We start from the raw sequence: 23,884 nt of genomic DNA, 5'->3' as shown, positions 1-23,884 counted from the left end.
GTCTTAGGGATTCATCGTGGGCTCAGAAACGTTTTTTCCAATCCCTTACAGAAGAATACTTGTCTCTTGATTCCAACCCAGTTTACTATCGGAGACCCTTAAATTGAATTTATTAACAATAAGAGATCGGATTGATGCAGACGAAGACACTTTTATTAAAGGATGAGACTGAAACTGTTAGATTGGGCAGTCATCTCGCTTTGATATGCGATCGTCAGACAACCTTTTATTTGCATGGTGATTTAGGGGCCGGGAAAACAACTTTGTGTCGAGGGTTTATTCAAGCTTTAGGGCATCAGGGGAATGTAAAGAGCCCGACTTATACCTTGGTCGAGCCTTATCAGCTAGCGCAATGGCAAGTCTATCATTTTGATCTTTATCGATTAGCTGATCCTGAGGAACTCGAATTTATGGGGATCCGAGATTATTTTTCTCCGGATGCAATTTGCTTGGTTGAGTGGCCGGAAAAAGGTGCAGGTCTGTTACCCTCGGCTGATATAGAGATAGATATTCGCTATGATGGAGAGAGCCGGGTGGTTGTTCTGTCTGCAAATAGTGAATATGGACGAACGTTACTGAGTCAGTTGGAGTTATGAGAAACGTTAAGTACCTTTATTCTTTTATTTTTGTCTTTTTGGGGTTAGTGACCTTATCTGTCAGCCAGTTTGCGCTGGCAAATTCAATTCAAGGTATTCGAGTCTGGCCCTCTCCTGATGAAACTCGTGTTGTTATCGATCTGAGCGGAGAAGCAAATTACAGCTATTTTACGCTGAGCCATCCTCATCGACTGGTGGTTGATTTGCTGGATACTGGCGTCCGGACTAAGCTCCCTATCTCGGTCAGTGATAGTGATGTGCTGAAAAAAATCAGAAAGAGCTCTCCGCCAAAGTCAGGCACTTATCGTCTGGTGTTCGAACTCAAGAAAAAAGTCTCGCCACAGATATTTAAACTGGCGCCGACGCCAAAACAGGAATATGGGCATCGCCTGGTAATTGACTTGCCTCATGATGAATCAAGTTCTGATTCCGGAGCGTCCTCCTCCTCTTCTGCTGCTCAGGTCGCGAGAGATGCGTCTCAATATCAAGGGAATGCAGATATTGTAGTGGCGATTGACGCCGGACATGGTGGAGAAGATCCCGGTTCTATCGGACCCGGGGGGAAATACGAAAAAAATGTGACGTTAAGTGTGGCGAAAAAGTTGGCCGCTCAATTGAATGCTGTCCCCGGAATGAAAGCAGTCTTGACCCGTAAAGGGGATTATTTTGTTAATTTAAACCGGCGTTCCGAGATAGCCAGAAAAAATAAAGCACACTTGTTGATTTCCATTCATGCGGATGCGTTTACATCACCACAACCCAGAGGCGCTTCTGTTTTTGTCCTGAATACCCGTCGTGCCAATACAGAAATTGCCAAGTGGGTCGAAGATCATGAACGGCAATCTGAGTTGCTTGGTGGTGCCGGACAGGTTTTGGCGAAAAGAAATAACGATAAAAATATTAGTCAAACCTTATTGGACTTACAATTTAGTCATTCGCAGAAAGAAGGTTACACCGTTGCCAGAGACATCTTGAAAGAATTAGGAAAGGTGGCTCGGCTACATAAGAAAACACCGGTCAATGCGAGCCTCGCAGTTCTTAAATCTCCGGATATTCCGTCTGTTCTGATTGAAACGGGTTTTATTTCCAACCCGACAGAAGAGCGGCTGTTATTTCAGAGTAGTCATCAGAATAAGCTCTCGGAAGCTATGGCAAAAGCCGTTGTGAACTACTTTGAGGACAGACCACCGGAGGGAACATTGTTTGCCAGCCGTAAAAAAGCCAGAAAACATGTGGTTCAAGCGGGGGAGTCTTTGTCAGTCATCGCCCAGCGGTACGGGGTCACCACGGCAACATTAAGTCGTGAGAATCATTTGAACTCATCAACGTTGAGAGTCGGACAGGTTCTCGTGATACCAAGCAGCCATACGAACCCGATTGTGGTGCCTGAAATCAAAAATCCGGTTGAAACCGAAGTGATTACGCATACGGTTAAATCAGGCGAATACTTGGGAGCAATAGCCAATAAATATAAAGTGAGTGTTGCTGCCATACGTAAAGAGAACCGGCTTCGCTCATCCGTGTTGCATGTTGGTCAGAAGCTGAAAATTACGGTGAGCCTGAAAGATAGGCCGTTACGCAAACACCAAGTCAAACGGGGTGAGTATTTAAGTAAGATTGCAAAAGACTATGGTGTGAGTATCAACAGTATCCGTCAGGCAAACCAGCTCCATTCTGATCAGTTAAAGATTAAACAGATACTCATTATTCCCAATAGATAATCCTATGACGATAAAGATTTTACCTGCTCGGCTGGCAAACCAGATTGCGGCCGGAGAAGTTGTTGAAAGACCTGCCTCAGTCGTAAAAGAGTTGGTTGAAAATAGTCTGGATTCAGGTGCTACCCGAATTGATGTCGATATTGAAAAAGGGGGCGCAAAACTGATCCGTGTCAGAGATAACGGACACGGCATCGAAAAAGATCAACTCACGCTGGCGCTCAGTCGTCACGCAACCTCAAAAATTCATTCTCTCGATGATCTGGAAGCCATTATCAGTCTGGGGTTCCGGGGAGAAGCGCTGGCAAGTATCAGTTCGGTTTCCCGTCTTTCGTTAACATCGCGTCCGGCAATGCAGGATGAGGCGTGGCTGGCTTATAGTGAAGGCCGGGATATGGCGGTACAGCTTCAGCCTGCCGCTCATCCGGTTGGTACAACGGTTGAAGTCTTGGATCTGTTTTTTAACACACCGGCCAGAAGAAAATTTTTACGGACAGAAAAAACGGAATTTACCCATATTGAGGAAGTGCTCAAGCGGATTGCATTGAGCCGTTTTGATGTGACTATTTTTCTGAAACATAATGGCAAAATGGTGCGTCAGTATCGGGCTGCTCAGACTGAACTGCAAAAAGAAAAACGTATTGCTGCCGTCTGTGGTCAGCCGTTTGTCCGGCATATGTTGAAAGTTGAACTGGAACATCAAGGGCTGATATTGCATGGATGGATCTCAACGCCTGAAGGTGCGAGACAACAAAGTGACTTGCAATATTGTTATGTCAACGGCCGGATGATGAAAGATAAACTGATCAATCATGCCATCCGGCAAAGTTATGAAAAAAGTCTGAGTCCAGAACAGTATGCAGCTTATGTGCTGTATATTGAGTTAGATCCGAGACAGGTTGATGTCAATGTCCATCCGGCCAAACATGAAGTGCGTTTCCATCAGGCTCGTTTAGTTCATGATTTTATCTATCAGGCTATCAGCAGTGCACTTGTTGAGGGGCAACACATTGATGAGCCAGAGGTTACTCAGTCTGCGTTTCACCATCAAACGACGGATGATGGGACCGTATCGGCTAAAATTTCACCTCAACTATTAGATGCGATTGATAAAACACCATCTTATCCGGGGAGGGAGAAGGAACGTTCAGACGCTACCAAAGATGAAGTGCGGGAAAGTGTGCCTTCTCGGTCTTGGCAACAATCCGGCTCTGCGGCTTCTTCTGCCGGTTTTGGCAGTGCAGGGAATCGGAGTCAGGCCAAATCGACCTCACGACAAGAGGCGAAGCTCTATCAGCAATTAATGAACGTCTCTCATGAGACCTCGGATGCGCAATCCTCTGTCGCGGTTCAGCAAGATAGCCTGCAAGTGTACGATGATGACATGGTGGCTGATGAAGTCATGGTGCTGGGGAAAGCGGTAGCGGTGATTCAAGGGAAGTTTCTGTTAATGAGCTCCGGGACATCCTGTTGTATGGTCGCACTTGAAAAAGCCAATCGCCTGAAGTTGGAAAAACAGCTTGACGCTATATCACAACCCCGTAAAGGGCAGCCGCTGTTAGTTCCCTTATCGTTGAAGTTGTCACAGCAACAGTTATCCTGTGCGACACAATATCAGGATGTTTTTTTGCGACTTGGGATTGAGTTGAAAAAGCGTTCAGCAGATACCTTAATGGTGATGAGTGTCCCGCAACCGCTGCGCCAGCAGAATTTGCAGAAATTAATTCCAGATCTGTTATCTTACACCTCTTGTTTAAACCAGAACGATCAATCCGCAGCGTTAGCTAGTGTGACTGAGTGGCTCGCTGACTATGCGAATACCGCACAAAGTGACTACACTTTGTCACAAGCGATTCAACTCATTGCTGAAGTTGAGCAGCTATATTCCGAGCAATTGCCTTTAGATGATAGGGCGTTTGTTCGCCCCGTGGATTTTTCGGCAACAATTACAGCATTTTACTCATGAGCCAACAACGACCTCTGGCCCTGTTTTTGATGGGGCCTACCGCGTCAGGAAAAACTGATTTAGCAATCCGTTTATGCCAGAATTTTCCGATTGAAATCATTAGCGTTGATTCCGCGTTGATTTACCGGGGCATGGATATCGGGACGGCCAAGCCTACGGCAGCAGAGCTGGCATTGGCGCCCCATCGGTTAATCGATATTTTAGAGCCGGAATCCGCCTATTCAGCTGCGGACTTTCGTCGGGATGCGCTTCAGCATATGCATGAAATCGTGCAAAACGGTAAGATCCCGCTCTTGGTCGGTGGCACGATGCTGTACTTTAAAGCATTACTTGAAGGGTTATCTCCTTTACCGGCAGCCAATGCTGAGATTCGACAGCAGATTGAACGAGAAGCTGACGATTCAGGGTGGTCGGCATTGCATCAACAGTTGGCTGAGATTGATCCTGAGTCGGCTGCGCGGATCCATCCCAATGATCCGCAAAGGTTATCCAGAGCATTGGAAGTTTATCGAATTTCTGGAAAAACTTTGACGGAATTGACGCGAACGAAGGGAGAAGTGCTACCATTTGATGTGGTACAGTTCGCGATTGCACCTCAGGAGCGCTCCGAGCTTCATCGGCGAATCGAAATTCGCTTTAACAAGATGATCGAAGCCGGATTTGAAGATGAGGTCAAAGCGTTATATGCTCGTCAGGAGCTCCATGCTGATTTACCTTCTATTCGTTGTGTCGGTTACCGGCAGATGTGGGAGTATTTAGACGGAAGTTGTTCGCTTGATGAAGCAATTTATCGTGGTATATGTGCCACTCGTCAATTAGCCAAACGTCAGATCACATGGCTCCGTAGCTGGAATGATCTGACTTGGCTGGATAGCGAGAATATTGAACAAGCGTATGAAATTATATCGAATTCGATAGCTTCTTATCGAGTACGCTGTGTATAATGTGATCGTTTTTGTGTCGTACATCCTTTATGGACATGTCACTTGAAATTTTGGTTCAGAAGCGCCATAACTTGGGTGTCTCAGGATGTTACTTTATTCGTTTAGCTCGGATGCAAAGGCTGCACAAAGCTTGGTGTACCACTAGCTAAATAATTAATACAAATAGAAAATAAGGAAAATAAAATGGCTAAGGGGCAATCTCTACAAGACCCATTCTTAAATGCATTACGTCGCGAGCGTATTCCTGTATCCATTTATTTGGTTAATGGTATTAAACTGCAGGGGCAGATCGAATCGTTTGATCAGTTTGTCATTCTGTTGAAAAACACAGTCAACCAAATGGTCTATAAGCACGCAATTTCAACGGTTGTTCCGGCTCGTGCGGTCAGCCATCATGGTGATCGTCCTGCTAACGAGCGTGCATCAGATAAGTCAGACGATTAATCATATACAATATCTTATAAGGAGTTGATAGCTTGTTTGACCGTTATGAAGCCGGTGAGCGAGCCGTACTTGTTCATATCAACTTTACGCAAGAAGGGGAGTGGGAAGATCTCAGCGAATGTGAAATGCTGGTTAGTTCCGCTGGAGTCACGACACTGCAAGTGATAACAGGTAGTCGTCAGGCTCCACACCCCAAATATTATGTCGGTGAGGGTAAAGCTCAGGAAATTGCACAAGCTGTAATGCAAACTGAAGCTGAAGTTGTGATTTTCAACCATGCCCTTTCTCCCGCCCAAGAGCGCAACCTTGAACAGTTGTGTCAATGTCGAGTGATTGATCGTACTGGATTGATCCTGGATATCTTTGCTCAGCGAGCACGAACCCATGAAGGGAAGCTACAAGTTGAACTTGCTCAGCTTCGTCATCTGTCAACACGACTGGTTCGTGGCTGGACACACCTTGAACGTCAGAAAGGTGGGATTGGTCTTCGGGGCCCCGGGGAAACACAGCTAGAAACAGACCGACGTTTATTGCGTGAGCGGATTAAAGCGATACTACGTCGCTTAGAAAAAGTTGCCAAGCAGCGAGAACAAGGGCGTCGCGCCCGAAACCGTGCCGAAGTACCGACGATATCGCTCGTCGGATATACCAATGCCGGTAAATCAACACTGTTTAACCGTATTACCGAAGCTGGTGTTTACGCAGCTGATCAGTTATTTGCAACATTAGATCCCACGTTGAGAAGAATTCAACTCGAAGATGTGGGGAATGCAATTTTAGCCGATACGGTGGGATTTATCCGTCACTTGCCCCATGATTTAGTGGCTGCCTTTAAAGCAACATTACAAGAAACTCAGGAAGCTGACATTTTGTTACATGTTGTAGATGCAAGTGATGAGCGTTTTCGTGACAATATAAGAGCCGTCGATGATGTGCTTGCTGAAATTGAAGCAGATGAAGTTCCGGTTCTGCTGGTGATGAACAAGATCGACAATATGGAAAGTCAGCAACCCAGAATTGAACGAGATGATGAAGGCATCCCTCGAATCGTTTGGGTTTCAGCAATGGAAGGTCTTGGTATTGAGCTGCTTTTTCAAGCGCTGACAGAGCGGTTATCCGGAAAAATCGTTCAGTATCAACTGTGTATCCCACCTGAACACCAGGGGCGTATGCGCAGTTTTTTCTTCAAGAATCGATCGATTTTGCAGGAATCATATGATCAACAAGGAAATTTATTAATTTCTATTCGTATGCAACAAGCGGATTGGTCTAGACTAGAAAAAAGAGAACACGCAGTTTTATCTGACTTTATAGTTACTTAAAGGACTGCTAGAGTGTAACGTCATATCAAATGATGGAGATTACTAATGGCGTGGAATGAGCCTGGTAATAACAACGGTAATAATGACCGTGATAAAGATCCGTGGGGTAATAAGGACCACGGTGACCGTGGCGGCCGTGATCAAGGGCCACCGGATCTGGATGAAGTGTTCAATAAACTGAGCCAGAAAATTAGCGGTAAGTTTGGTAAGAAAGGAGGCGGTAATAAAGGATCCTCTTTTCCCGGCGGTGGTTCCATTGGATTTGGAATCATTGCTGTCATCGCCGTTGCAATTTGGTTTTTCTCCGGATTTTATACTATCGGTGAAGCCGAGCGGGGTGTTTTACTGAGACTGGGTAAGTTTGACCATATCGTCAATCCCGGTTTGAACTGGCGAGCACGCTTTATTGATGAAGTAGAACCCGTCAATGTTCAGGCGATCCGTTCATTACGGGCAACGGGTCTGATGCTGACAAAAGATGAGAATGTGGTTACCGTCGGAATGGATATCCAGTACCGGGTAGCGGATCCATATAAATATCTCTATCAAGTCACGAGTGCTGACGATAGTTTACGTCAAGCCACTGACTCAGCACTGCGTGCCGTTATTGGTGACTCGTTGATGGATAGCATTTTAACCAGTGGCCGTCAGCAGATCCGCGAAACGACTCAAAACACATTGAATGACATCATTAAGAAGTATGATATGGGTTTAACGATTGTCGATGTGAACTTTCAGTCTGCTCGTCCTCCGGAGCAAGTTAAAGATGCGTTTGATGACGCAATTGCAGCCCGAGAAGATGAAGAGCGTTTCATTCGTGAAGCAGAAGCCTATAAAAATGAGGTGCTTCCTAAGGCAACCGGTCGTGCTGAGCGTTTGAAGAAAGAAGCGCAAGGTTATAGCGAACGAGTGCTGAATGAAGCTTCTGGTCAGGTTGCTCAGTTTGCCAAATTACTGCCGGAATATAAGGCGGCTCCGGAAGTAACAAGAAACCGTTTGTACATCGATACCATGCAGGCTGTCTATTCTCATTCATCGAAAGTTCTGATTGATTCTAAGTCGAGTGGTAATTTGCTCTATCTGCCAATTGATAAATTGTCGGGGAAGGGAGAAACGCAAACCAAGAGAGATTTGAAGTCATCGCCACTTTATGACCATATCGAACTTGAGTCGCAGAAAAGTAGTAATCAAGATGATGCACAGCCACGCTCTGGATCACGACAAGGGAGATACTAAGAATGCGTAAGTTAATAATCCCTGTATTGGTGCTGCTTCTGATTGTTTTCCTTATGTCGGTATTCGTCATTCATGAAGGAGAGCGCGGCATCGTCGTTCGTTTTGGACGTGTCTTAAAAGATGGTGAAATTGCCCGTATCTATGATCCAGGTCTGCATTTTAAAATGCCTTTATTTGACCGGGTCAAAGTGCTTGAAGCTCGAATCCAGACCATGGATGGACGTTCTGACCGCTTTGTTACCGCAGAGAAAAAAGACGTCATCATCGATTCTTATGTGAAGTGGCGGATTCAGAATTTCGGTACTTATTATCTGGCTACGGGAGGCGGGAGTTCTTTAACGGCTGAAGCACTGTTGGAGAGAAAGGTAACGGACGTATTACGTTCGGAGATCGGTTCTCGAGAGATTAAACAGATCGTATCCGGCCCGTTGGATGATAATAATGTCTTACCTGACAGCGAAAATTCAGAAGTCGTGACAACGGAAGCGGCAAAAGAAGCTTTGAAAATCGATGGTCAGCGTGACCAGATTATGGAAGAAGTATTGCTGAGCACACGTGAAAGCGCGATGAAAGATTTAGGTGTCTACGTTGTTGATTTTCGGATGAAAAAGATCAACTTGCCTGATGAGATTAGCGAATCGATTTACAAACGGATGAGAGCGGAACGTGAGTCTGTCGCTCGTAAACACCGTTCACAAGGTCGTGAGAAAGCGGAAATCATCAAGGCTCAGGCTGAGCTTGAGGTGGCAACGATTCTGGCTGAGGCTGATAAAACGGCTCGTGTAACGCGTGGTGAAGCAGATGCGAAAGCAGCTAAAATCTATGCGGATTCATACAGCCAAGATCCGGAATTCTTTACCTTCCTGCGTTCTTTAAAGGCTTATGAAGAATCTTTCAACCAGAAAAGTGATATTCTGGTGCTTGATCCGGACAGTGAGTTTTTCCGTTATATGAAAAACTCAAAAGGTAAAAACACGAAATAAGTGTCAAGCATAGTATATCTGTAGCAAGCATAGTATAAAGGCTCCTTTCGGAGCCTTTATTTTTGGAATCAAATCTTATGTCTCATTCAATATGGTTGGCCGTCGGTTTATTACTGATTGCCGAAGGAATCGGTCCGCTTCTGACACCCAATGGCTGGCGCCGAATGCTCTCCCAGTTAAGCCAGCAACCTAATTCTCTACTGCGGCGAATCGGTGGTTGTCTGGTTGTGGCCGGTATTGTAATTGTCTATTTTTATCTCATATAGATGTGATTCCGATTCATCTGGGGCATATCAATAATGCGGCGGCGGTGTTTCTTGAGATGAGTCGGCAAGCGGTGATTCGCTAACATTTTTAAGCTTCCCGGCCATGAACTTCATTTGGTCTTGCATCCGGGAAATGGTCTGCTGTTGTTGACTGAGTGCTTGATTGAGTGCTTCGATGGTATCTTCCTGAAATGCCAACTGGCACTCCAAATCATTGATTCGAGCTTCTAGTCGTTCTGCTTCTTCTGGGGCCATTTTATTACTCATCCAATTCCCAAGCTTCTGCAATACCAGCAGAGTTTGCTGATATGACATGATGTTGTTGATTAAAGGCAACATCATACACGACAGAGCGGGGCGGTGGATCTACTTTTGGCGGCTCTGTTGAAAATTTATCAAGTTGTTCGCCGCTTTGCGTATCCCAGACAGCGACATAACCAGATGGCGTGCCAGTAATGAGTTGTGACCCATCATCAGAAAATCGCACAGCAGAAAAAATCAGTTGTCTGGCAAAACTGTGGAGGTGAGAGACTTCCTCGCCAGTATGTAAATCCCAGACTCGGGCCTCGTTTCCGCCATCGGATGTAAATGCAAAATCTCCGTCTCTCTGCAATGCGACACGCACGACGCGTTGTTCATGCTCAAATTTTCTTAGTATCTGACCTGATTTCGTGTCCCACAAATAAGCTTGATAGTCGTTGCCACCAGTGAGAGCAAAGCGACCATTGGGCGATAATGCAACAGAGTTAACTTTTTCATTATGGGCGAGGAACTCCATACGCCTTCCGCTGACTAAGTCCACGTAAATGGCTTTACCATTGGATAGACCCATGAGAACTTGTTCGCCATCTTTTGAGAGATCAATATCTCTGATGAGTCCGTCTGAAATAGACCAGAGCCCTTTAGACTGTGTCCAAGCTAAGTCCCAGACGGCGAAATTATTCTGCCCGGCTGTTACGGCATAGCGATCATTATCTGAAATTTTGATTTTGGTCACAGTGCTATTTTGTTGATCGAGGGGGCCAAGTAGTGCGAGTCGCTTGTTTTCTGAAAGATCCCAGAGCTGAAGCTGATTTTGTTGTGAATAGCTCAGGGCAAATCTTCCGTCCCGACTCAGGCCGAAAGCTGTCGCTCCTTCTGGGGTGATCTCCCACTTCTGGATGGGAGATGTGAAGAAAAAGCACCCATTTAACGTCACACTGACAATTAACATGAATAGATAAAGGGAAAATATTCGCATCAGTCTGAATTTCCATTGAGAGTTAAAGACATTCGAATCACATCACGTTATATTTGTATAACAATGTGTTGCTCATCAATTTTAGTCAAGAAATTATGAGTAATTACAAAAGGTTTGCCCACGTATTTGGAGAATTGAATGAAATCATTGTTAAAAGTGTCGTTTCTTGCTGCCGCTGTCATGCTTGCAGCAGGCTGTCAGGATGAAGGAAAACAAGAAACTAAAGCTGCGACTCAGGATGCTGCCAAACCAGCAGCGGTTCAGTTTAAGTCAGATGATGAAAAAGCAGCTTATGCGATTGGTGTCTCTTTCGCGAATTACCTAAGCACAAGCCTTGAAAAGCCAAAAGAATATGGCATTGATCTGGACAAAGATATTGTGTTGCAAGGGATTCAAAATGCATTTGCGAATAATTCAGCGATGACAGATGAAGATGCTCGTAAAGCATTGGAAGATTTTGATAAGCGACTCAATACACTGGCAACAACAAAAGCCAAAGAGAAAGCAGAAGCGAACAAGAAAGCCGGTGATGATTTCCGTGCAGAGTTTGAGAAACAAGACGGCGTGAAGAAAACCAAGTCAGGTCTGCTGTATCAAGTGATGACGAAAGGAACGGGTGAGTCACCAAAAGCAACCGATACCGTGCAAGTTCACTATAAAGGAACGTTGATCGATGGTACTCAGTTCGATAGCTCTTATGATCGTGGTGAGCCGGCAACATTCCCACTGGATCGAGTCATCCCAGGATGGACCGAAGGTGTCCAGCTGATGAAAGTTGGCGCGAAGTACAAGTTTGTCATTCCACCTGAACTGGCTTATGGCGACAGAGATACACCGTCGATTCCTGCCGATTCAACACTGGTATTTGAAGTTGAATTGTTGAAAGTCGAAAAAGCGGATGCTGCAAAGAAAGATAGTAAATAATAAGCGGTTGCAGTGACATTACTGTTTAAGCGATTTATTTCCAATCAAAAAGGCCTGATTTATCAGGCCTTTTTTTTGAGTTTGGTGACATAAATTTGTTTTAAATCAGTTGTTGCTACGATAGCTTAGCGATACTTTAAAATTTTCTGATAAACTTACATTCATTTGTTGATATTTTCGAAGGCTGGAACAACGTGGCGACGACAGAGACACTCAATGCTGACATGTTACTGGAAATTGAATCTGTGCATGTAAAACCGTTTACAGAGCATGATAAAATCATTCTCCGTTCTTATGAGGCAATTGTGGATGGTCTGGCAAGCCTGATCGGCCCGTTTTGTGAAATCGTCTTGCATTCACTGGAAGATCTGAATACTTCTGCCATCAAAATCGCCAATGGTGAAAACACCGGCCGTCAGGTTGGTTCACCGATTACGGATTTAGCATTGAAAATGCTGAAAGATATTGAAGGGTCTGAACGGAATTTTTCCCGTTCTTATTTTACCCGGGCAAAAGGTGGTGTATTAATGAAATCCATCACGATTGCGATCCGTAACGGTGATAATCGTGTGATTGGGTTGCTATGTATTAATGTCAATCTTGATGCACCATTTTCTCAGATATTGCAGTCATTTATGCCCAATCAAGATGCACAGGACGCAGCATCATCCGTCAATTTTGCCAGTGATGTGGAAGAGCTGGTGGATCAGACTGTCGAGCGAACGATTGAAGAAATCAATGCGGATAAATCCGTGTCGAATAATACTAAAAACCGGCAGATAGTGATGGCGTTATTCGATAAAGGCATCTTCGATATTAAAGATGCGATCAACCGCGTCGCTGATCGTCTGAATATATCGAAACATACGGTATATCTCTATATTCGTCAGCGTAAAACTGAGGATGATGATAAGTGAGTACTCTGACTTACACGTTGGTTGTGAATGGGCCACTCTACGGGACTCAGTCAGCCCGGAGTGCTTATCAGTTCGCTCGCGCTTTGATCCAGAAAGGACACACGCTTGTCAGCGTATTTTTCTATCAGGATGGTGTGACTAACGGCACCTCGTTGTCTGTTCCTGCCAATGATGAATTCGATCTGGCCAAAGCGTGGCAAAATTTGGCGCAAGAACATGGTGTCAGCCTTGAAACTTGTGTCGCTGCGTCTTTGAGACGCGGAATTTTGAGTGAAAAAGAAGCGACTCAACATTGTGTCTTTAAAGATAATCTGGCAGATGGATTTGTGCAGACCGGTCTGGGGAGTTTAGCCGAGGCAATGTTGACCCAAGATAGGATTATCCAGTTTTGAATCGTTTGATTTATGTTTTTCGTCATGCGCCTCATGGTCGCAGCTCCGGAAGAGAAGGGGTTGATGCGCTGTTGGCTGCCTCTGCTTATTGTGAAAACATTGCTGTTGTTTTCATGGGCGATGGTGTTTTACAACTTCTACAGGGACAGGAAACAGACGATATTCTCAGCAAGAATTATGCACCGATGCTTAAACTCCTCGATCTGTATGATATTGATCAGGTCTTTGTCTCTGAGACTGCATTAGGGCAACGGGGCGTGACGGAAGATGATTTGATCATTCCTGTGACCATTGTGCACGATGACACCATGATAGAGATTCTGCATCAGGCAGATAAAGTTTTGAGTTTTTGAGAAACCTTATGCTACATGTGATTAAAACAGACGCTGCATTAAAACAAGTTCATCCTTTCTATTCTGAGCAAGATAGCATCTTACTGATCGAAGACGCGGTTTATGCGGCAAACCCTTTGCACTATGCATTCGAATGGCTGAAAGGAAAAAACGTGTTTGTTTTGGAAGCTGATGCAAAAGCGCGCGGTATTTGCCACCGAATCGCTCCCTCGACGGTCATGACAAATTATCTGGGGTTTGTTGAATTGACCGAACAACACCACAGTGCAATGACTTGGGAATAAGTTTTCCTGCCATCCTAAAAAAAAACTGTATATTTCTTGACACATCTACCCGCGGTGCATAGAATTTTGCGTCCCTATTTGTATAGGGTATAGATTTTTCACAAAGCTTACTTTAAGTAAATCAGGAGCTAGTTAATGGCAACTATTAACCAGTTGGTTCGCAAACCTCGTGTGAAGCAAGTTGCAAAAAGCAACGTGCCAGCACTGGAAGCGTGCCCACAAAAACGTGGTGTATGTACTCGTGTTTACACTACTACACCAAAAAAACCTAACTCAGCACTTCGTAAAGTATGTCGTGTGCGTTTAACCAACGGTTTTGAAGTTACTTCATATATCGGTGGTGAAGGTCACAACCTACAAGAGCACAGTGTTGTTTTGATCCGTGGTGGTCGTGTTAAAGACCTTCCGGGTGTTCGTTACCACACTGTTCGTGGTGCGCTTGACTGTGCAGGCGTTAACGACCGTAAACAAGGTCGTTCTAAGTACGGTGTGAAACGTCCTAAATCTTAATGTTTCTCTGTTGAAATAAGCGTTAAGTAAGGCCAAACACTAATTTAAATATTAATTTTGAAGAAACTGAAAAGTTTTGGATAACCTGAAGAAGACAACGGAGAATATCCATGCCACGTCGTCGCGTAATTGGTCAGCGTAAGATCCTTCCAGATCCGAAGTTCAAGTCTGAACTGCTGGCAAAATTCGTCAACATCCTAATGGTTGACGGAAAAAAATCAGTTGCAGAAAAGATTGTTTATACTGCACTAGATTCTATGGCTGAGAAATCTGGTAAAGATCACTTAGCTGTATTTGAAGAAGCTCTTGAAAATGTTCGCCCAGCGGTTGAGGTTAAGTCTCGTCGTGTCGGTGGATCAACTTACCAAGTTCCTGTAGAAGTTCGTCCGGTTCGCCGTAACGCACTTGCTATGCGTTGGTTAGTTGAAGCTGCGCGTAAGCGTGGTGAGAAATCTATGGCTGCTCGTCTGGCTGCTGAAATGCTGGATGCTGCAGAAAACAAAGGCTCTGCGGTTAAGAAACGTGAAGACGTTCACCGTATGGCTGAAGCAAACAAAGCGTTTGCTCATTACCGTTGGTAATACCTTCTGTACTGCGGGGTTCCCGCAGTACTTTTTCTATTTTCTAAGGTCCACCTTAGTTAAGAGGATACAACCGTGGCTCGTAAAACTCCTATCGAGCGCTACCGTAACATCGGTATATGTGCTCATGTAGACGCAGGAAAGACAACCACTACTGAGCGTATACTGTTCTACACCGGCCTGTCTCATAAAATCGGCGAAGTTCACGATGGTGCAGCAACCATGGACTGGATGGAGCAAGAGCAGGAACGCGGTATCACCATTACTTCTGCAGCAACGACCACATTCTGGCGTGGTATGCAGGCGCAATTCCCCGATCATCGCATCAATATTATCGATACTCCCGGACACGTTGACTTTACGATTGAAGTTGAGCGTTCTCTTCGTGTACTTGATGGTGCTGTGGTCGTTTTTTGTGGTGCCTCTGGTGTTGAACCTCAGTCTGAAACAGTATGGCGTCAGGCGGATAAATATCATGTTCCGAGATTAGTTTTCGTGAACAAGATGGACCGTGCTGGTGCAGATTTCTTGCGTGTGGTAAATCAAATTAAAGATCGACTAGGCGCAACACCTGTACCGATTCAGTTAAATATCGGTGCAGAAGATGAATTTAAAGGTGTTATTGACCTATTCAAGATGAAAGCCATTAACTGGAATGATGAAGATCAGGGCATGACTTTCACTTATGAGGATATCCCGGCGGATATGCTCGAGCTGGCTGAAGAATGGCGTAGCCATATGGTGGAATCCGCTGCTGAAGCCAATGAAGAATTGATGGACAAATACCTTGAAGAGGGCGAGTTAAGCGAAGACGAGATTAAACTTGGTTTGCGGACTCGGACTCTGAATAATGAAATTGTTCTGGCGACTTGCGGTAGTGCATTTAAAAACAAAGGGGTTCAGGCTGTTCTGGATGCCGTCATCGAATTTTTACCATCACCTATTGATGTTCCATCAATTAAAGGTGTTGATGATCATGAAAATGAGATTGAGCGTCATGCCGATGATACTGAACCGTTTTCAGCACTTGCATTTAAGATCGCAACGGATCCATTTGTGGGTACTTTGACCTTCGTTCGGGTTTATTCCGGCGTATTAAATTCTGGTGATGCAGTTTATAACTCGGTCAAACAAAAGCGTGAACGGGTTGGACGTATCGTTCAGATGCATTCAAACAAACGTGAAGAAGTCAAAGAAGTTCGTGCCGGTGATATTGCTGCCGCGATTGGCTTGAAAGACGTCACCACTGGTGACACGCTTTGTGATCAGAATCATAAGGTTATTCTGGAACGAATGGAGTTCCCTCAACCTGTGATTCAAATCGCTGTAGAGCCACGCTCTAAAGCGGATCAGGAAAAGATGGGGATTGCGCTAGGAAAACTGGCGGCTGAAGATCCATCATTCCGCGTTGAAACTGATGCTGAAACGGGTCAGACTCTGATATCTGGTATGGGTGAACTTCACTTGGATATCATTGTTGACCGGATGAAGCGTGAGTTTAGCGTGGATTGCAACGTGGGCAAACCTCAGGTTGCTTATCGTGAAACCATTCGTGGTCGAACGGAAGTCGAAGGCAAGTTTGTTCGTCAGTCTGGTGGACGTGGTCAATATGGTCATGTATGGCTGAAAATTGAGCCCTCAGAACCGGGTGAAGGTTTTGTCTTTGTTGACGAAATTGTGGGTGGGGCAATTCCGAAGGAATTCATTAACCCAGTCGCAAAAGGTATCGAGGAGCAAATGAACAACGGTGTGCTTGCTGGTTATCCGGTATTGGATATCAAGGCAACACTCTTTGATGGTTCATTCCACGATGTCGATTCAAGTGAGATGGCGTTTAAGATCGCTGGCTCAATGGCATTCAAGAAAGGTGCGCTGCAAGCAAACCCCGTTATTCTTGAACCGCTGATGAAAGTTGAAGTAACCACTCCGGAAGATTGGATGGGTGATGTGGTCGGTGATTTGAACCGTCGTCGTGGTCTCATTGAAGGTATGGATGATGGCCCTGCGGGACTGAAAATTATTCATGCCAAAGTACCACTTTCTGAGATGTTTGGTTACGCAACAGACCTGCGTTCTGCGACTCAAGGCCGCGCTTCGTATTCGATGGAATTCTCTGAATACGCAGAAGTGCCGAAAAACATTGCTGATGCAATTGTCGCTGAGCGTGGTTAACCTTTATTTGTCGCAAATAGTGGTTAATAACGAATCTATTGCGTTGACGTACGTTGACGCATAAAATAGCAATTTCTGGCGCACTTTAAGTGTACGTTACTTAGAGTGAATCATAACTAGGAAGGAACACGATCGTGTCTAAAGAAAAATTTGAACGTACGAAACCGCACGTAAACGTTGGTACTATCGGCCACGTTGACCACGGTAAAACAACACTAACAGCAGCAATCTGTACAGTGCTTTCTAAAGTATACGGCGGAGCAGCACGTGACTTTGCGTCAATCGATAACGCCCCAGAAGAGCGTGAGCGCGGTATTACAATTTCTACTTCACACGTAGAGTACGATACACCGACACGTCACTACGCACACGTAGACTGTCCTGGACACGCGGACTATGTTAAAAACATGATCACCGGTGCAGCACAGATGGACGGTGGTATCCTAGTTGTTGCTGCGACAGATGGTCCAATGCCACAAACTCGTGAGCACATTCTCTTAGGCCGTCAGGTTGGTATTCCTTACATCATCGTCTTCATGAACAAATGTGACATGGTAGATGATGAAGAGCTGCTTGAGCTGGTAGAAATGGAAGTTCGTGAACTGCTGTCAGAATACGATTTCCCAGGAGATGACCTACCAGTCATCCAAGGTTCAGCGCTGGGTGCACTGAACGGTGAAGAGCAGTGGGAGAAGAAGATTGTTGAGTTGGCAGAAGCTCTTGACAGCTACATCCCAGAGCCAGAGCGTGTGATTGACCAAGCATTCCTGCTGCCAATCGAAGATGTATTCTCAATCCAAGGCCGTGGAACAGTTGTAACAGGTCGTGTAGAGCAAGGAATCATCCGAGTTGGTGACGAAGTTGAAATCATTGGTGTGAAAGACACAACGAAGACAACTTGTACAGGTGTAGAGATGTTCCGTAAGCTGCTTGACGAAGGTCGTGCAGGTGAGAACGTTGGTGTGTTACTTCGTGGTACTAAGCGTGACGAAGTAGAACGTGGTCAGGTACTGGCAAAACCAGGTTCAATCACGCCACACACTAAGTTCGAATCAGAAGTTTACGTGTTGTCAAAAGATGAAGGTGGTCGTCATACGCCATTCTTCAAAGGTTACCGTCCACAGTTCTACTTCCGTACAACGGACGTGACAGGTAGCATCGAGTTGCCAGCAGGCGTAGAGATGGTGATGCCAGGTGATAACATTCAGATGACAGTTGAACTGATTGCCCCAATCGCGATGGACGAAGGTCTTCGTTTTGCGATCCGTGAAGGTGGCCGTACAGTTGGCGCTGGTGTTGTCGCAAAAATCATTGCATAATGATTTGAGCTAACACAAGTTAGAGAAAGGGAAGCCATCGGCTTCCCTTTTTTATTACAGCGCTGAAACCACGATTGAGGTGAGCCGCCATGGTATTACAGATGATGTATGCAAAATAAAAGTTAATTATAGAAATAATAACGATTATCGTTTATATTTGTATTGTGTGTTGTTATGTAGTGTGTGCCATTATGATTGTTTGTCTCTGTCATTCTGTTTCTGATAAAAAGCTGCGTCAGCTCGTGCTTGAAGATGGAATCAGCGATATGAAAGGAATTCGGCGCTGTACTGCATTAGGGACTCAATGCGGAAAGTGTGTCCGTCAGGCAAAGGAGATCTTGAACGAAACGGTTGCATCTCAATATAAGCAAGTGGGTTGAAACTAATTATCTGTTTTTACAGATTTAAATTTGACACTTCTCTGTCGGGTTCTAAAGTTAATAGAGCCAACGAGGAGGTTTTGTCATGAAAGGCGATCCAATAATTATTCAACACTTGAACAAAATTCTGGCCAATGAGCTGATTGCAATCAACCAATATTTCTTACATGCACGCATGTATAAAGATTGGGGGCTCAAACAGCTGGCGGACAAAGAATATCATGAATCAATTGATGAGATGAAACATGCTGACCATTTGATTGAAAGGATACTCTTTTTAGAAGGGCTCCCCAATTTACAGGATTTGGGAAAGCTGCTGATTGGCGAAGATACCAAAGAAATGCTCGAATGTGACCTGAAATTAGAGATGGCAGCTATCCCTGATTTGAAAGAGGCCATTGCTTATGCTGAAGATATTCGTGATTATGTTTCCAGAGATCTGTTTCTAGACATCTTAGAAGATGAAGAAGAACATGTAGACTGGCTCGAAACCCAGCTCGGTTTGATTGAAATGACGGGATTAGAGAATTATCTTCAGGCGCAATTTGTTGATGAAGATTAGTGTGATAGATACAGAGGACGAGCAAGATGCCCGTCCTTTATTTTATGGTGCTTCATCGTTATATTTCTCTTGCTAATACTGCTTCCTTTCTGTACTATTCGACCTCTTAAATTCCTGGTCACTTACTTTACCGTTCCTTGCTTCCTCTGGACGACCGGGCCAAACGTGGAAGCTGAATAATCCGTAAGGAGCAAACATGCGTCATTACGAAATCGTATTCATGGTGCACCCAGATCAAAGCGAGCAAGTTGCTGGCATGATCGAGCGTTACACTGGTTCTATCACTGAAGCTGGCGGTACAATTCACCGTCTGGAAGATTGGGGACGTCGTCAACTTGCATACCCAATTAACAAACTGCACAAAGCTCACTATGTTCTGATGAACGTAGAAGCTGAGCAGTCAGTTGTTGATGAACTGGAAACTGCTTTCCGTTTTAACGATGCAGTTCTGCGTAACATGATTATGCGTACTAAGTCTGCTGTGACTGAACCATCAATCATGCTGAAAGCTCGTGAAGAGCGTTCTAAGCGTGATGAAGTGAAGTCAGAAGAAAACAGTGCAGACATTGCTGAGTAATTGATTTTATGACCAATCGAATGGAACTTAGCGGTACGATTGTCAAGCATCCCATTCGAAGCCAGAGTCCGTCAGGTATCGAACATTGTCGCTTTTGGTTAGAACATCGTTCGGTTGCTGTTGAAGCGGATTTATCCAGACAGGTTTATTGTCGAATGCCTGTCGTGGTCAGTGGTCAGCGGTCACAGTCTTTCACTCACAATTTAGTACAGGGCAGCAGTATCAAGGTAAGTGGCTTTGTGACTTATCAGACCGACCGAAATGGTGTCGGTAAATTGGTACTTCATGCTCAAGAGATTACTCAAATTTAGATCAGGAGATAGCCCATGGCTCGTTTCTTCCGTCGTCGTAAATTCTGTCGTTTTACTGCAGAAGGCGTCCAAGAGATTGATTACAAAGATGTAGCAACTCTTAAAAACTATATTACTGAAGCTGGTAAAATCGTACCAAGCCGTATCACTGGTACCAGCGCTAAATATCAGCGTCAGCTAGCTCGTGCTATTAAGCGTGCTCGCTACCTAGCTCTACTGCCATACACTGACAAACATCAGTAATCGGCACCGTTTATTAAGAAAGAGGATTAAACAATGCAAGTTATTCTACTTGATAAAATCGGTAACCTAGGTGGTCTTGGTGATACAGTCAACGTGAAATCTGGTTATGCCCGTAACTTTCTTATCCCTCAAGGTAAAGCAGTTATGGCAACTAAAGCAAACGTTGAGATGTTTGAGCACCGTCGTGCCGAATTAGAAGCTCAAGTTGCTGAGCAACTGGCAGCTGCACAATCACGCGCCGACAAAGTAAACGCTTTGGAAGCGGTTGTAATTGCATCAAAAGCTGGTGAAGAAGGTAAACTCTTCGGTTCTATCGGTACTCGCGATATTGCTGATGCAGTGACTGCTGCTGGCGTTCAAGTGAGCAAAAGTGAAGTTCGTCTTCCTGAAGGTGCTCTACGCAACGTTGGTGAGTATGACATCAGCATTCAACTTCACTCTGAAGTGTTTGCAGAAGTTAAACTACAGGTTGTTGCTGAATAATTTTTCGGCCAGTCCAGTATAAAAAACACCAGCTTATGCTGGTGTTTTTTTTATCTCTAACCCACGTTTTTAACGGTAGTGCCGGTCTGGCAATTATGAGAAACGGTAACGCTGTTTAGCATTCAGAAATGGTAAACAACATTAATTGATGTCGCACTGTCTGCTTTTTTGAGGCTATCAGGAACGCGTGAGTGATAGGAGCGCGAGTAATCCAGCTTTAAAGCAAGATTTTGAGTGATATCATTGGTCAGGTTGATATTGGTTGTCATCAGTGTGTTACTGTCCCCGGAGACAACGGTGATATCACTGCCAAGCGTCACTGTTTTTGTCAGACTCCAATCAATTCTGGCATTGCCCCGGGCAATGGGTTCTCTCACCGTTTCAGGAAAGATCAGGTCATCGTCGTCGAGTTCATCTAGGTTGGGTTTCTGATAGCGATACCCCGGACCCAATTCAAGCTCGATGGTCAGTGCATCGGTATGTGTCAACTGATAACCATAACCTGCCGAGAAGGTATAGTCCTTAAAATAAGCGCTATATTTGGAATCAATCCCGTTAAAGCTACTATATATATAGCCTTTCGGACTGACTTTGTAGTCGGACTGTAGGGTGTAGGTCGATTTTCTCTTGTATTCACCGCCATATTTATCCAGTCGGTAAAATTCCCATTTGCCTGTCGTCCGGTGTCTTCCTGACGTGTACTCAGCCAATATATTGACATTGAGCGATTCTGTATTCGTATTACCAGTATGTCTTTGGTAGCCGAGCTCGACCTGACCTTGTAGTGGCGCAGGCATTTCTTGCTCTGTTGACTCTTCTTCTGCATGAACAGCACTGATAAAACAAAGACTGAAGGTCATCAGCCAATACCTAAACACACGAAACCTCTAAAGAATGACCATTAAGCTAGAGACAATACTAGAGTGAATTGTCCAGTCAATAGTCAGTTCTGGGTTAATTCTGCATGAGATAATTACAAATCCGATATTCTCGTTATAATGGGCACACTTTGTCGTGGTATTGAGAAAAGTCATGGTTGATTCCAAGTTTGAAAACAGAAATCGTAAGCAAACTGATGCGCAAGTTGAAGGTATCAAAATGCCTCCCCATTCACTAGAAGCAGAGCAATCTGTTCTGGGGGGGTTATTGCTGGATAATGAGCGGTGGGATACTGTGGCCGAACGTGTTGTGACCAGTGACTTCTTCAGCCGTCCACACCGTTTGATTTTCGATGGGATTAAATCGATTCTGGAAGGTGGGAAACCTCTCGATCTGATTACACTCTCCGAATATCTTGAACAACGAGAACAACTGGATGATGTCGGTGGATTTGCCTATCTGACCGATCTTGCTAAAAACACGCCAAGTGCTGCGAATATCAATGCATACGCAGATATTGTTGCTGAACGAGCTTTAGTGCGTAATCTGATTGGTGTCGCCAATGAGATCGCTGATGCCGGTTATGATCCGCAAGGACGCAGCTCAGAAGACCTGTTGGACTTTGCTGAAAGTAAAGTCTTTGCAATTGCTGAGTCCCGAACCAATGAAAATGAAGGACCACAAAATGTCGATTCGATTCTGGAGAAAACGTTGGAGAGAATCGAAATTTTGTACAAAAGTCCTCAGGATGGTGTCACCGGGGTTAATACCGGCTTTACTGATTTAAATAAGAAAACTGCAGGATTACAGCCTTCAGATTTAATCATTGTCGCTGCGCGTCCATCGATGGGGAAAACAACCTTCGCGATGAACTTATGTGAAAATGCTGCGATGGAGCAAGATAAACCGGTACTGATATTTTCTCTGGAGATGCCTTCCGAGCAGATCATGATGCGGATGTTGGCATCTTTATCTCGTGTCGATCAGACTAAAATCCGAACCGGTAATCTGGATGATGAGGATTGGGCCAGAATTTCTTCTACCATGGGGATTCTTATGGAAAAGAAGAATATGTTTATCGATGACAGTTCAGGTCTGACTCCCACGGAACTTCGTTCTCGGGCGCGCCGGGTTGCCCGGGAGCACGGTGGGTTATCACTCATCATGGTGGACTACCTGCAATTGATGCGGGTTCCGGCAATGTCCGATAACCGGACACTGGAAATTGCAGAAATATCGCGCTCTCTGAAAGCGCTGGCGAAAGAGTTAAATGTACCGGTGGTCGCGCTTTCCCAGTTAAACCGTTCTCTGGAGCAACGGGCGGACAAACGGCCGGTCAACTCGGATCTGCGGGAATCAGGCTCTATCGAGCAGGATGCGGACTTAATTATGTTTATCTACCGTGATGAAGTCTATCATCCGGATAGTGCCATGAAAGGCACCGCTGAAATTATTCTCGGTAAGCAGCGGAATGGTCCGATCGGTTCGGTACGCTTAACCTTCCAAGGCCAATATTCCCGTTTTGATAACTATGCCGGGCCTGCCTTTGATTTTGATGATGAGTGATTATTTCACTCATCAAGTTCATTTTTTAGCGTAGAAATGTGGCTATTCTCCAGAAATGGTTGCCACGATCTTTCGTTGCCCGCCATGATTTCTATGCTCTCCCAGATAGATTCCCTGCCAGGTTCCCATTGCCAGTTCTCCTTGAGTAATCGGGATCGTCAGGCTTGCCCCCAGTGTGGATGATTTAATATGAGCGGGCATATCGTCATCACCTTCATAAGTGTGTCGATAGTATGGCGCTCTTTCCGGAATGCTGCGGTTAAAGTGAGCTTCCATATCATGCCGAACCGTCGGATCCGCGTTTTCATTAATACTTAAACTGGCCGATGTATGCTGAATAAACAAATGGAGCAGCCCGACGGAAACAGAGTGAATCTGAGGGAGTTGTTCGACAACTTCGTCTGTAATCAGGTGAAATCCGCGTGGTTTCTCCTGAAGATAGATGATGGTTTGTGACCACATTGTAAGCACCTATTAGAACGATGTGTAGTGGTACGGTGAATTTGGCCACCTGATTAGAGGTGTTAAAATACACCTCATAGCATGACAGGTGAAACTATGACCAAGCGTACCAGACGCACTTTCAGTGCGGAATTCAAACTCGAAGCAGCGCAACTTGTTCTCGATCAAAACTACACCGTTGTTGAAGCTGCAAAAGCCATGGGTGTTGGTAAATCGACAATGGATAAGTGGGTAAGGCAGCTCAAGCAAGAAAA

The 23,884-nt window shown here is 44.9% G+C and carries 30 protein-coding genes; 26 read left to right on the top strand and 4 right to left on the bottom strand.

The features are described 5' to 3' along the window. Positions 1–134: 134 nt before the first annotated feature. From tsaE to VR7878_RS14310, 9 genes are all read left to right on the top strand, one after another. Positions 135–596 carry a tRNA (adenosine(37)-N6)-threonylcarbamoyltransferase complex ATPase subunit type 1 TsaE gene (gene tsaE, locus VR7878_RS14350; RefSeq protein ID WP_077336770.1) on the top strand — a complete coding sequence of 154 codons (462 nt, stop codon included), beginning with the start codon at positions 135–137 and terminating at the stop codon, positions 594–596. After that, entirely contained in the window at positions 593–2,317 is a 1,725-nt protein-coding gene (locus VR7878_RS14345; protein ID WP_077336769.1) for an N-acetylmuramoyl-L-alanine amidase, read from the top strand. The genes tsaE and VR7878_RS14345 overlap by 4 nt, the downstream gene beginning before the upstream one ends. A 4-nt stretch (positions 2,318–2,321) precedes the next feature. Further along, entirely contained in the window at positions 2,322–4,280 is a 1,959-nt protein-coding gene (gene mutL / locus VR7878_RS14340; protein WP_077336768.1) for a DNA mismatch repair endonuclease MutL, read from the top strand. Further along, a complete protein-coding gene (gene miaA / locus VR7878_RS14335; RefSeq protein ID WP_077336767.1) occupies positions 4,277–5,224 on the top strand; it encodes a tRNA (adenosine(37)-N6)-dimethylallyltransferase MiaA in 948 nt (315 codons plus the stop codon). The genes mutL and miaA overlap by 4 nt, the downstream gene beginning before the upstream one ends. A 183-nt stretch (positions 5,225–5,407) precedes the next feature. After that, entirely contained in the window at positions 5,408–5,668 is a 261-nt protein-coding gene (hfq, locus tag VR7878_RS14330) for an RNA chaperone Hfq (protein ID WP_077336766.1), read from the top strand. Positions 5,669–5,700: 32 nt separating this feature from the next. After that, on the top strand, positions 5,701–6,990 hold the full coding sequence (gene hflX / locus VR7878_RS14325) for a ribosome rescue GTPase HflX (protein WP_077336765.1): 1,290 nt from the start codon (positions 5,701–5,703) through the stop codon (positions 6,988–6,990). Between the two features lie 45 nt (positions 6,991–7,035). Then, positions 7,036–8,226, top strand: a complete 1,191-nt coding sequence (gene hflK / locus VR7878_RS14320; RefSeq protein ID WP_077336764.1) for an FtsH protease activity modulator HflK — start codon at positions 7,036–7,038, stop codon at positions 8,224–8,226. Positions 8,227–8,228: 2 nt separating this feature from the next. Then, positions 8,229–9,209, top strand: coding sequence for a protease modulator HflC (gene hflC / locus VR7878_RS14315; RefSeq protein WP_077336763.1), 981 nt, complete (start codon positions 8,229–8,231; stop codon positions 9,207–9,209). Positions 9,210–9,286: 77 nt separating this feature from the next. Continuing rightward, a complete protein-coding gene (locus VR7878_RS14310; protein ID WP_077336762.1) occupies positions 9,287–9,475 on the top strand; it encodes a DUF2065 domain-containing protein in 189 nt (62 codons plus the stop codon). A gap of 27 nt (positions 9,476–9,502) precedes the next feature. On the opposite strand, the gene VR7878_RS14305 is transcribed toward VR7878_RS14310, so the two are convergent. Next, complete coding sequence (locus VR7878_RS14305; protein WP_077336848.1) at positions 9,503–9,730, bottom strand: SlyX family protein; 228 nt, start codon at positions 9,728–9,730, stop codon at positions 9,503–9,505. Between the two features lie 4 nt (positions 9,731–9,734). Further along, positions 9,735–10,715, bottom strand: a complete 981-nt coding sequence (locus VR7878_RS14300; protein ID WP_077336761.1) for a WD40 repeat domain-containing protein — start codon at positions 10,713–10,715, stop codon at positions 9,735–9,737. 138 nt (positions 10,716–10,853) lie between these two features. On the opposite strand from VR7878_RS14300, the gene fkpA reads away from it, so the two are divergent. The 15 genes from fkpA to rplI all read left to right on the top strand — a co-directional run bounded on the left by fkpA (position 10,854) and on the right by rplI (position 20,723). Further along, the gene (fkpA, locus tag VR7878_RS14295; RefSeq protein WP_077336760.1) at positions 10,854–11,639 is read left to right on the top strand and encodes an FKBP-type peptidyl-prolyl cis-trans isomerase; all 786 of its coding nucleotides are present in this window, start codon (positions 10,854–10,856) and stop codon (positions 11,637–11,639) included. A 194-nt stretch (positions 11,640–11,833) separates the two neighbouring features. Continuing rightward, a complete protein-coding gene (locus VR7878_RS14290) occupies positions 11,834–12,556 on the top strand; it encodes a helix-turn-helix transcriptional regulator (RefSeq protein WP_077336759.1) in 723 nt (240 codons plus the stop codon). Further along, complete coding sequence (gene tusD, locus VR7878_RS14285; RefSeq protein WP_077336758.1) at positions 12,553–12,948, top strand: sulfurtransferase complex subunit TusD; 396 nt, start codon at positions 12,553–12,555, stop codon at positions 12,946–12,948. The genes VR7878_RS14290 and tusD overlap by 4 nt, the downstream gene beginning before the upstream one ends. After that, the gene (gene tusC, locus VR7878_RS14280; RefSeq protein WP_077336757.1) at positions 12,945–13,301 is read left to right on the top strand and encodes a sulfurtransferase complex subunit TusC; all 357 of its coding nucleotides are present in this window, start codon (positions 12,945–12,947) and stop codon (positions 13,299–13,301) included. Before tusD ends, tusC begins: the two co-directional genes overlap by 4 nt. A gap of 8 nt (positions 13,302–13,309) precedes the next feature. Next, positions 13,310–13,585, top strand: coding sequence for a sulfurtransferase complex subunit TusB (gene tusB / locus VR7878_RS14275; protein WP_077336756.1), 276 nt, complete (start codon positions 13,310–13,312; stop codon positions 13,583–13,585). Positions 13,586–13,720: 135 nt separating this feature from the next. Further along, entirely contained in the window at positions 13,721–14,095 is a 375-nt protein-coding gene (gene rpsL / locus VR7878_RS14270) for a 30S ribosomal protein S12 (RefSeq protein WP_038181303.1), read from the top strand. Between the two features lie 110 nt (positions 14,096–14,205). Then, positions 14,206–14,676, top strand: a complete 471-nt coding sequence (gene rpsG / locus VR7878_RS14265; protein WP_077336755.1) for a 30S ribosomal protein S7 — start codon at positions 14,206–14,208, stop codon at positions 14,674–14,676. Between the two features lie 75 nt (positions 14,677–14,751). Then, a complete protein-coding gene (gene fusA / locus VR7878_RS14260; RefSeq protein ID WP_077336754.1) occupies positions 14,752–16,848 on the top strand; it encodes an elongation factor G in 2,097 nt (698 codons plus the stop codon). 134 nt (positions 16,849–16,982) lie between these two features. Continuing rightward, on the top strand, positions 16,983–18,167 hold the full coding sequence (tuf, locus tag VR7878_RS14255; RefSeq protein ID WP_038181313.1) for an elongation factor Tu: 1,185 nt from the start codon (positions 16,983–16,985) through the stop codon (positions 18,165–18,167). A gap of 191 nt (positions 18,168–18,358) precedes the next feature. Then, on the top strand, positions 18,359–18,547 hold the full coding sequence (locus VR7878_RS14250) for a (2Fe-2S)-binding protein (protein WP_077336753.1): 189 nt from the start codon (positions 18,359–18,361) through the stop codon (positions 18,545–18,547). Between the two features lie 85 nt (positions 18,548–18,632). Beyond that, entirely contained in the window at positions 18,633–19,109 is a 477-nt protein-coding gene (gene bfr, locus VR7878_RS14245) for a bacterioferritin (protein WP_077336752.1), read from the top strand. Positions 19,110–19,305: 196 nt separating this feature from the next. Further along, positions 19,306–19,686 carry a 30S ribosomal protein S6 gene (rpsF, locus tag VR7878_RS14240; protein ID WP_077336751.1) on the top strand — a complete coding sequence of 127 codons (381 nt, stop codon included), beginning with the start codon at positions 19,306–19,308 and terminating at the stop codon, positions 19,684–19,686. Positions 19,687–19,694: 8 nt separating this feature from the next. Beyond that, positions 19,695–19,997 (top strand): primosomal replication protein N, encoded by a 303-nt coding sequence (gene priB, locus VR7878_RS14235; protein WP_072963721.1) that lies wholly within the window; start codon positions 19,695–19,697, stop codon positions 19,995–19,997. 15 nt (positions 19,998–20,012) lie between these two features. Further along, complete coding sequence (rpsR, locus tag VR7878_RS14230; protein WP_000090471.1) at positions 20,013–20,240, top strand: 30S ribosomal protein S18; 228 nt, start codon at positions 20,013–20,015, stop codon at positions 20,238–20,240. 33 nt (positions 20,241–20,273) lie between these two features. Further along, positions 20,274–20,723: a 50S ribosomal protein L9 gene (rplI, locus tag VR7878_RS14225; protein WP_077336750.1), complete on the top strand. Its 450-nt coding sequence runs from the start codon at positions 20,274–20,276 to the stop codon at positions 20,721–20,723. A gap of 122 nt (positions 20,724–20,845) precedes the next feature. Here the strand turns inward: rplI and VR7878_RS14220 are convergent, their stop codons facing one another. Further along, positions 20,846–21,601, bottom strand: coding sequence for a DUF481 domain-containing protein (locus VR7878_RS14220; protein WP_205409471.1), 756 nt, complete (start codon positions 21,599–21,601; stop codon positions 20,846–20,848). A gap of 154 nt (positions 21,602–21,755) precedes the next feature. Here VR7878_RS14220 and VR7878_RS14215 point away from each other — a divergent pair, with 154 nt between their 5' ends. After that, positions 21,756–23,168, top strand: a complete 1,413-nt coding sequence (locus VR7878_RS14215; protein ID WP_077336748.1) for a replicative DNA helicase — start codon at positions 21,756–21,758, stop codon at positions 23,166–23,168. A gap of 42 nt (positions 23,169–23,210) precedes the next feature. Here the strand turns inward: VR7878_RS14215 and VR7878_RS14210 are convergent, their stop codons facing one another. Beyond that, positions 23,211–23,630: a secondary thiamine-phosphate synthase enzyme YjbQ gene (locus VR7878_RS14210; RefSeq protein WP_077336747.1), complete on the bottom strand. Its 420-nt coding sequence runs from the start codon at positions 23,628–23,630 to the stop codon at positions 23,211–23,213. A 96-nt stretch (positions 23,631–23,726) separates the two neighbouring features. On the opposite strand from VR7878_RS14210, the gene VR7878_RS14205 reads away from it, so the two are divergent. Continuing rightward, a partial coding sequence (locus tag VR7878_RS14205) for a transposase (RefSeq protein WP_077333657.1) occupies positions 23,727–23,884 on the top strand: 158 nt, incomplete at its 3' end.

This window comes from Vibrio ruber DSM 16370 (assembly GCF_900163965.1).
Taxonomy (GTDB): Bacteria; Pseudomonadota; Gammaproteobacteria; order Enterobacterales; family Vibrionaceae; genus Vibrio; species Vibrio ruber.
This window is presented reverse-complemented; position numbering and strand designations above follow the sequence as displayed.

Bases quoted from the DNA above. Each gene is read 5' to 3' on its own strand.
- tsaE (WP_077336770.1), top strand. From the start codon at position 135: ATGCAGACGAAGACACTTTTATTAAAGGATGAGACTGAAACTGTTAGA.
- VR7878_RS14345 (WP_077336769.1), top strand. From the start codon at position 593: ATGAGAAACGTTAAGTACCTTTATTCTTTTATTTTTGTCTTTTTGGGG.
- mutL (WP_077336768.1), top strand. From the start codon at position 2,322: ATGACGATAAAGATTTTACCTGCTCGGCTGGCAAACCAGATTGCGGCC.
- miaA (WP_077336767.1), top strand. From the start codon at position 4,277: ATGAGCCAACAACGACCTCTGGCCCTGTTTTTGATGGGGCCTACCGCG.
- hfq (WP_077336766.1), top strand. From the start codon at position 5,408: ATGGCTAAGGGGCAATCTCTACAAGACCCATTCTTAAATGCATTACGT.
- hflK (WP_077336764.1), top strand. From the start codon at position 7,036: ATGGCGTGGAATGAGCCTGGTAATAACAACGGTAATAATGACCGTGAT.
- hflC (WP_077336763.1), top strand. From the start codon at position 8,229: ATGCGTAAGTTAATAATCCCTGTATTGGTGCTGCTTCTGATTGTTTTC.
- VR7878_RS14310 (WP_077336762.1), top strand. From the start codon at position 9,287: ATGTCTCATTCAATATGGTTGGCCGTCGGTTTATTACTGATTGCCGAA.
- VR7878_RS14305 (WP_077336848.1), bottom strand. From the start codon at position 9,730: ATGGCCCCAGAAGAAGCAGAACGACTAGAAGCTCGAATCAATGATTTG.
- VR7878_RS14300 (WP_077336761.1), bottom strand. From the start codon at position 10,715: ATGCGAATATTTTCCCTTTATCTATTCATGTTAATTGTCAGTGTGACG.
- fkpA (WP_077336760.1), top strand. From the start codon at position 10,854: ATGAAATCATTGTTAAAAGTGTCGTTTCTTGCTGCCGCTGTCATGCTT.
- tusB (WP_077336756.1), top strand. From the start codon at position 13,310: ATGCTACATGTGATTAAAACAGACGCTGCATTAAAACAAGTTCATCCT.
- rpsL (WP_038181303.1), top strand. From the start codon at position 13,721: ATGGCAACTATTAACCAGTTGGTTCGCAAACCTCGTGTGAAGCAAGTT.
- rpsG (WP_077336755.1), top strand. From the start codon at position 14,206: ATGCCACGTCGTCGCGTAATTGGTCAGCGTAAGATCCTTCCAGATCCG.
- VR7878_RS14250 (WP_077336753.1), top strand. From the start codon at position 18,359: ATGATTGTTTGTCTCTGTCATTCTGTTTCTGATAAAAAGCTGCGTCAG.
- bfr (WP_077336752.1), top strand. From the start codon at position 18,633: ATGAAAGGCGATCCAATAATTATTCAACACTTGAACAAAATTCTGGCC.
- rpsF (WP_077336751.1), top strand. From the start codon at position 19,306: ATGCGTCATTACGAAATCGTATTCATGGTGCACCCAGATCAAAGCGAG.
- priB (WP_072963721.1), top strand. From the start codon at position 19,695: ATGACCAATCGAATGGAACTTAGCGGTACGATTGTCAAGCATCCCATT.
- rpsR (WP_000090471.1), top strand. From the start codon at position 20,013: ATGGCTCGTTTCTTCCGTCGTCGTAAATTCTGTCGTTTTACTGCAGAA.
- rplI (WP_077336750.1), top strand. From the start codon at position 20,274: ATGCAAGTTATTCTACTTGATAAAATCGGTAACCTAGGTGGTCTTGGT.
- VR7878_RS14215 (WP_077336748.1), top strand. From the start codon at position 21,756: ATGGTTGATTCCAAGTTTGAAAACAGAAATCGTAAGCAAACTGATGCG.
- VR7878_RS14210 (WP_077336747.1), bottom strand. From the start codon at position 23,630: ATGTGGTCACAAACCATCATCTATCTTCAGGAGAAACCACGCGGATTT.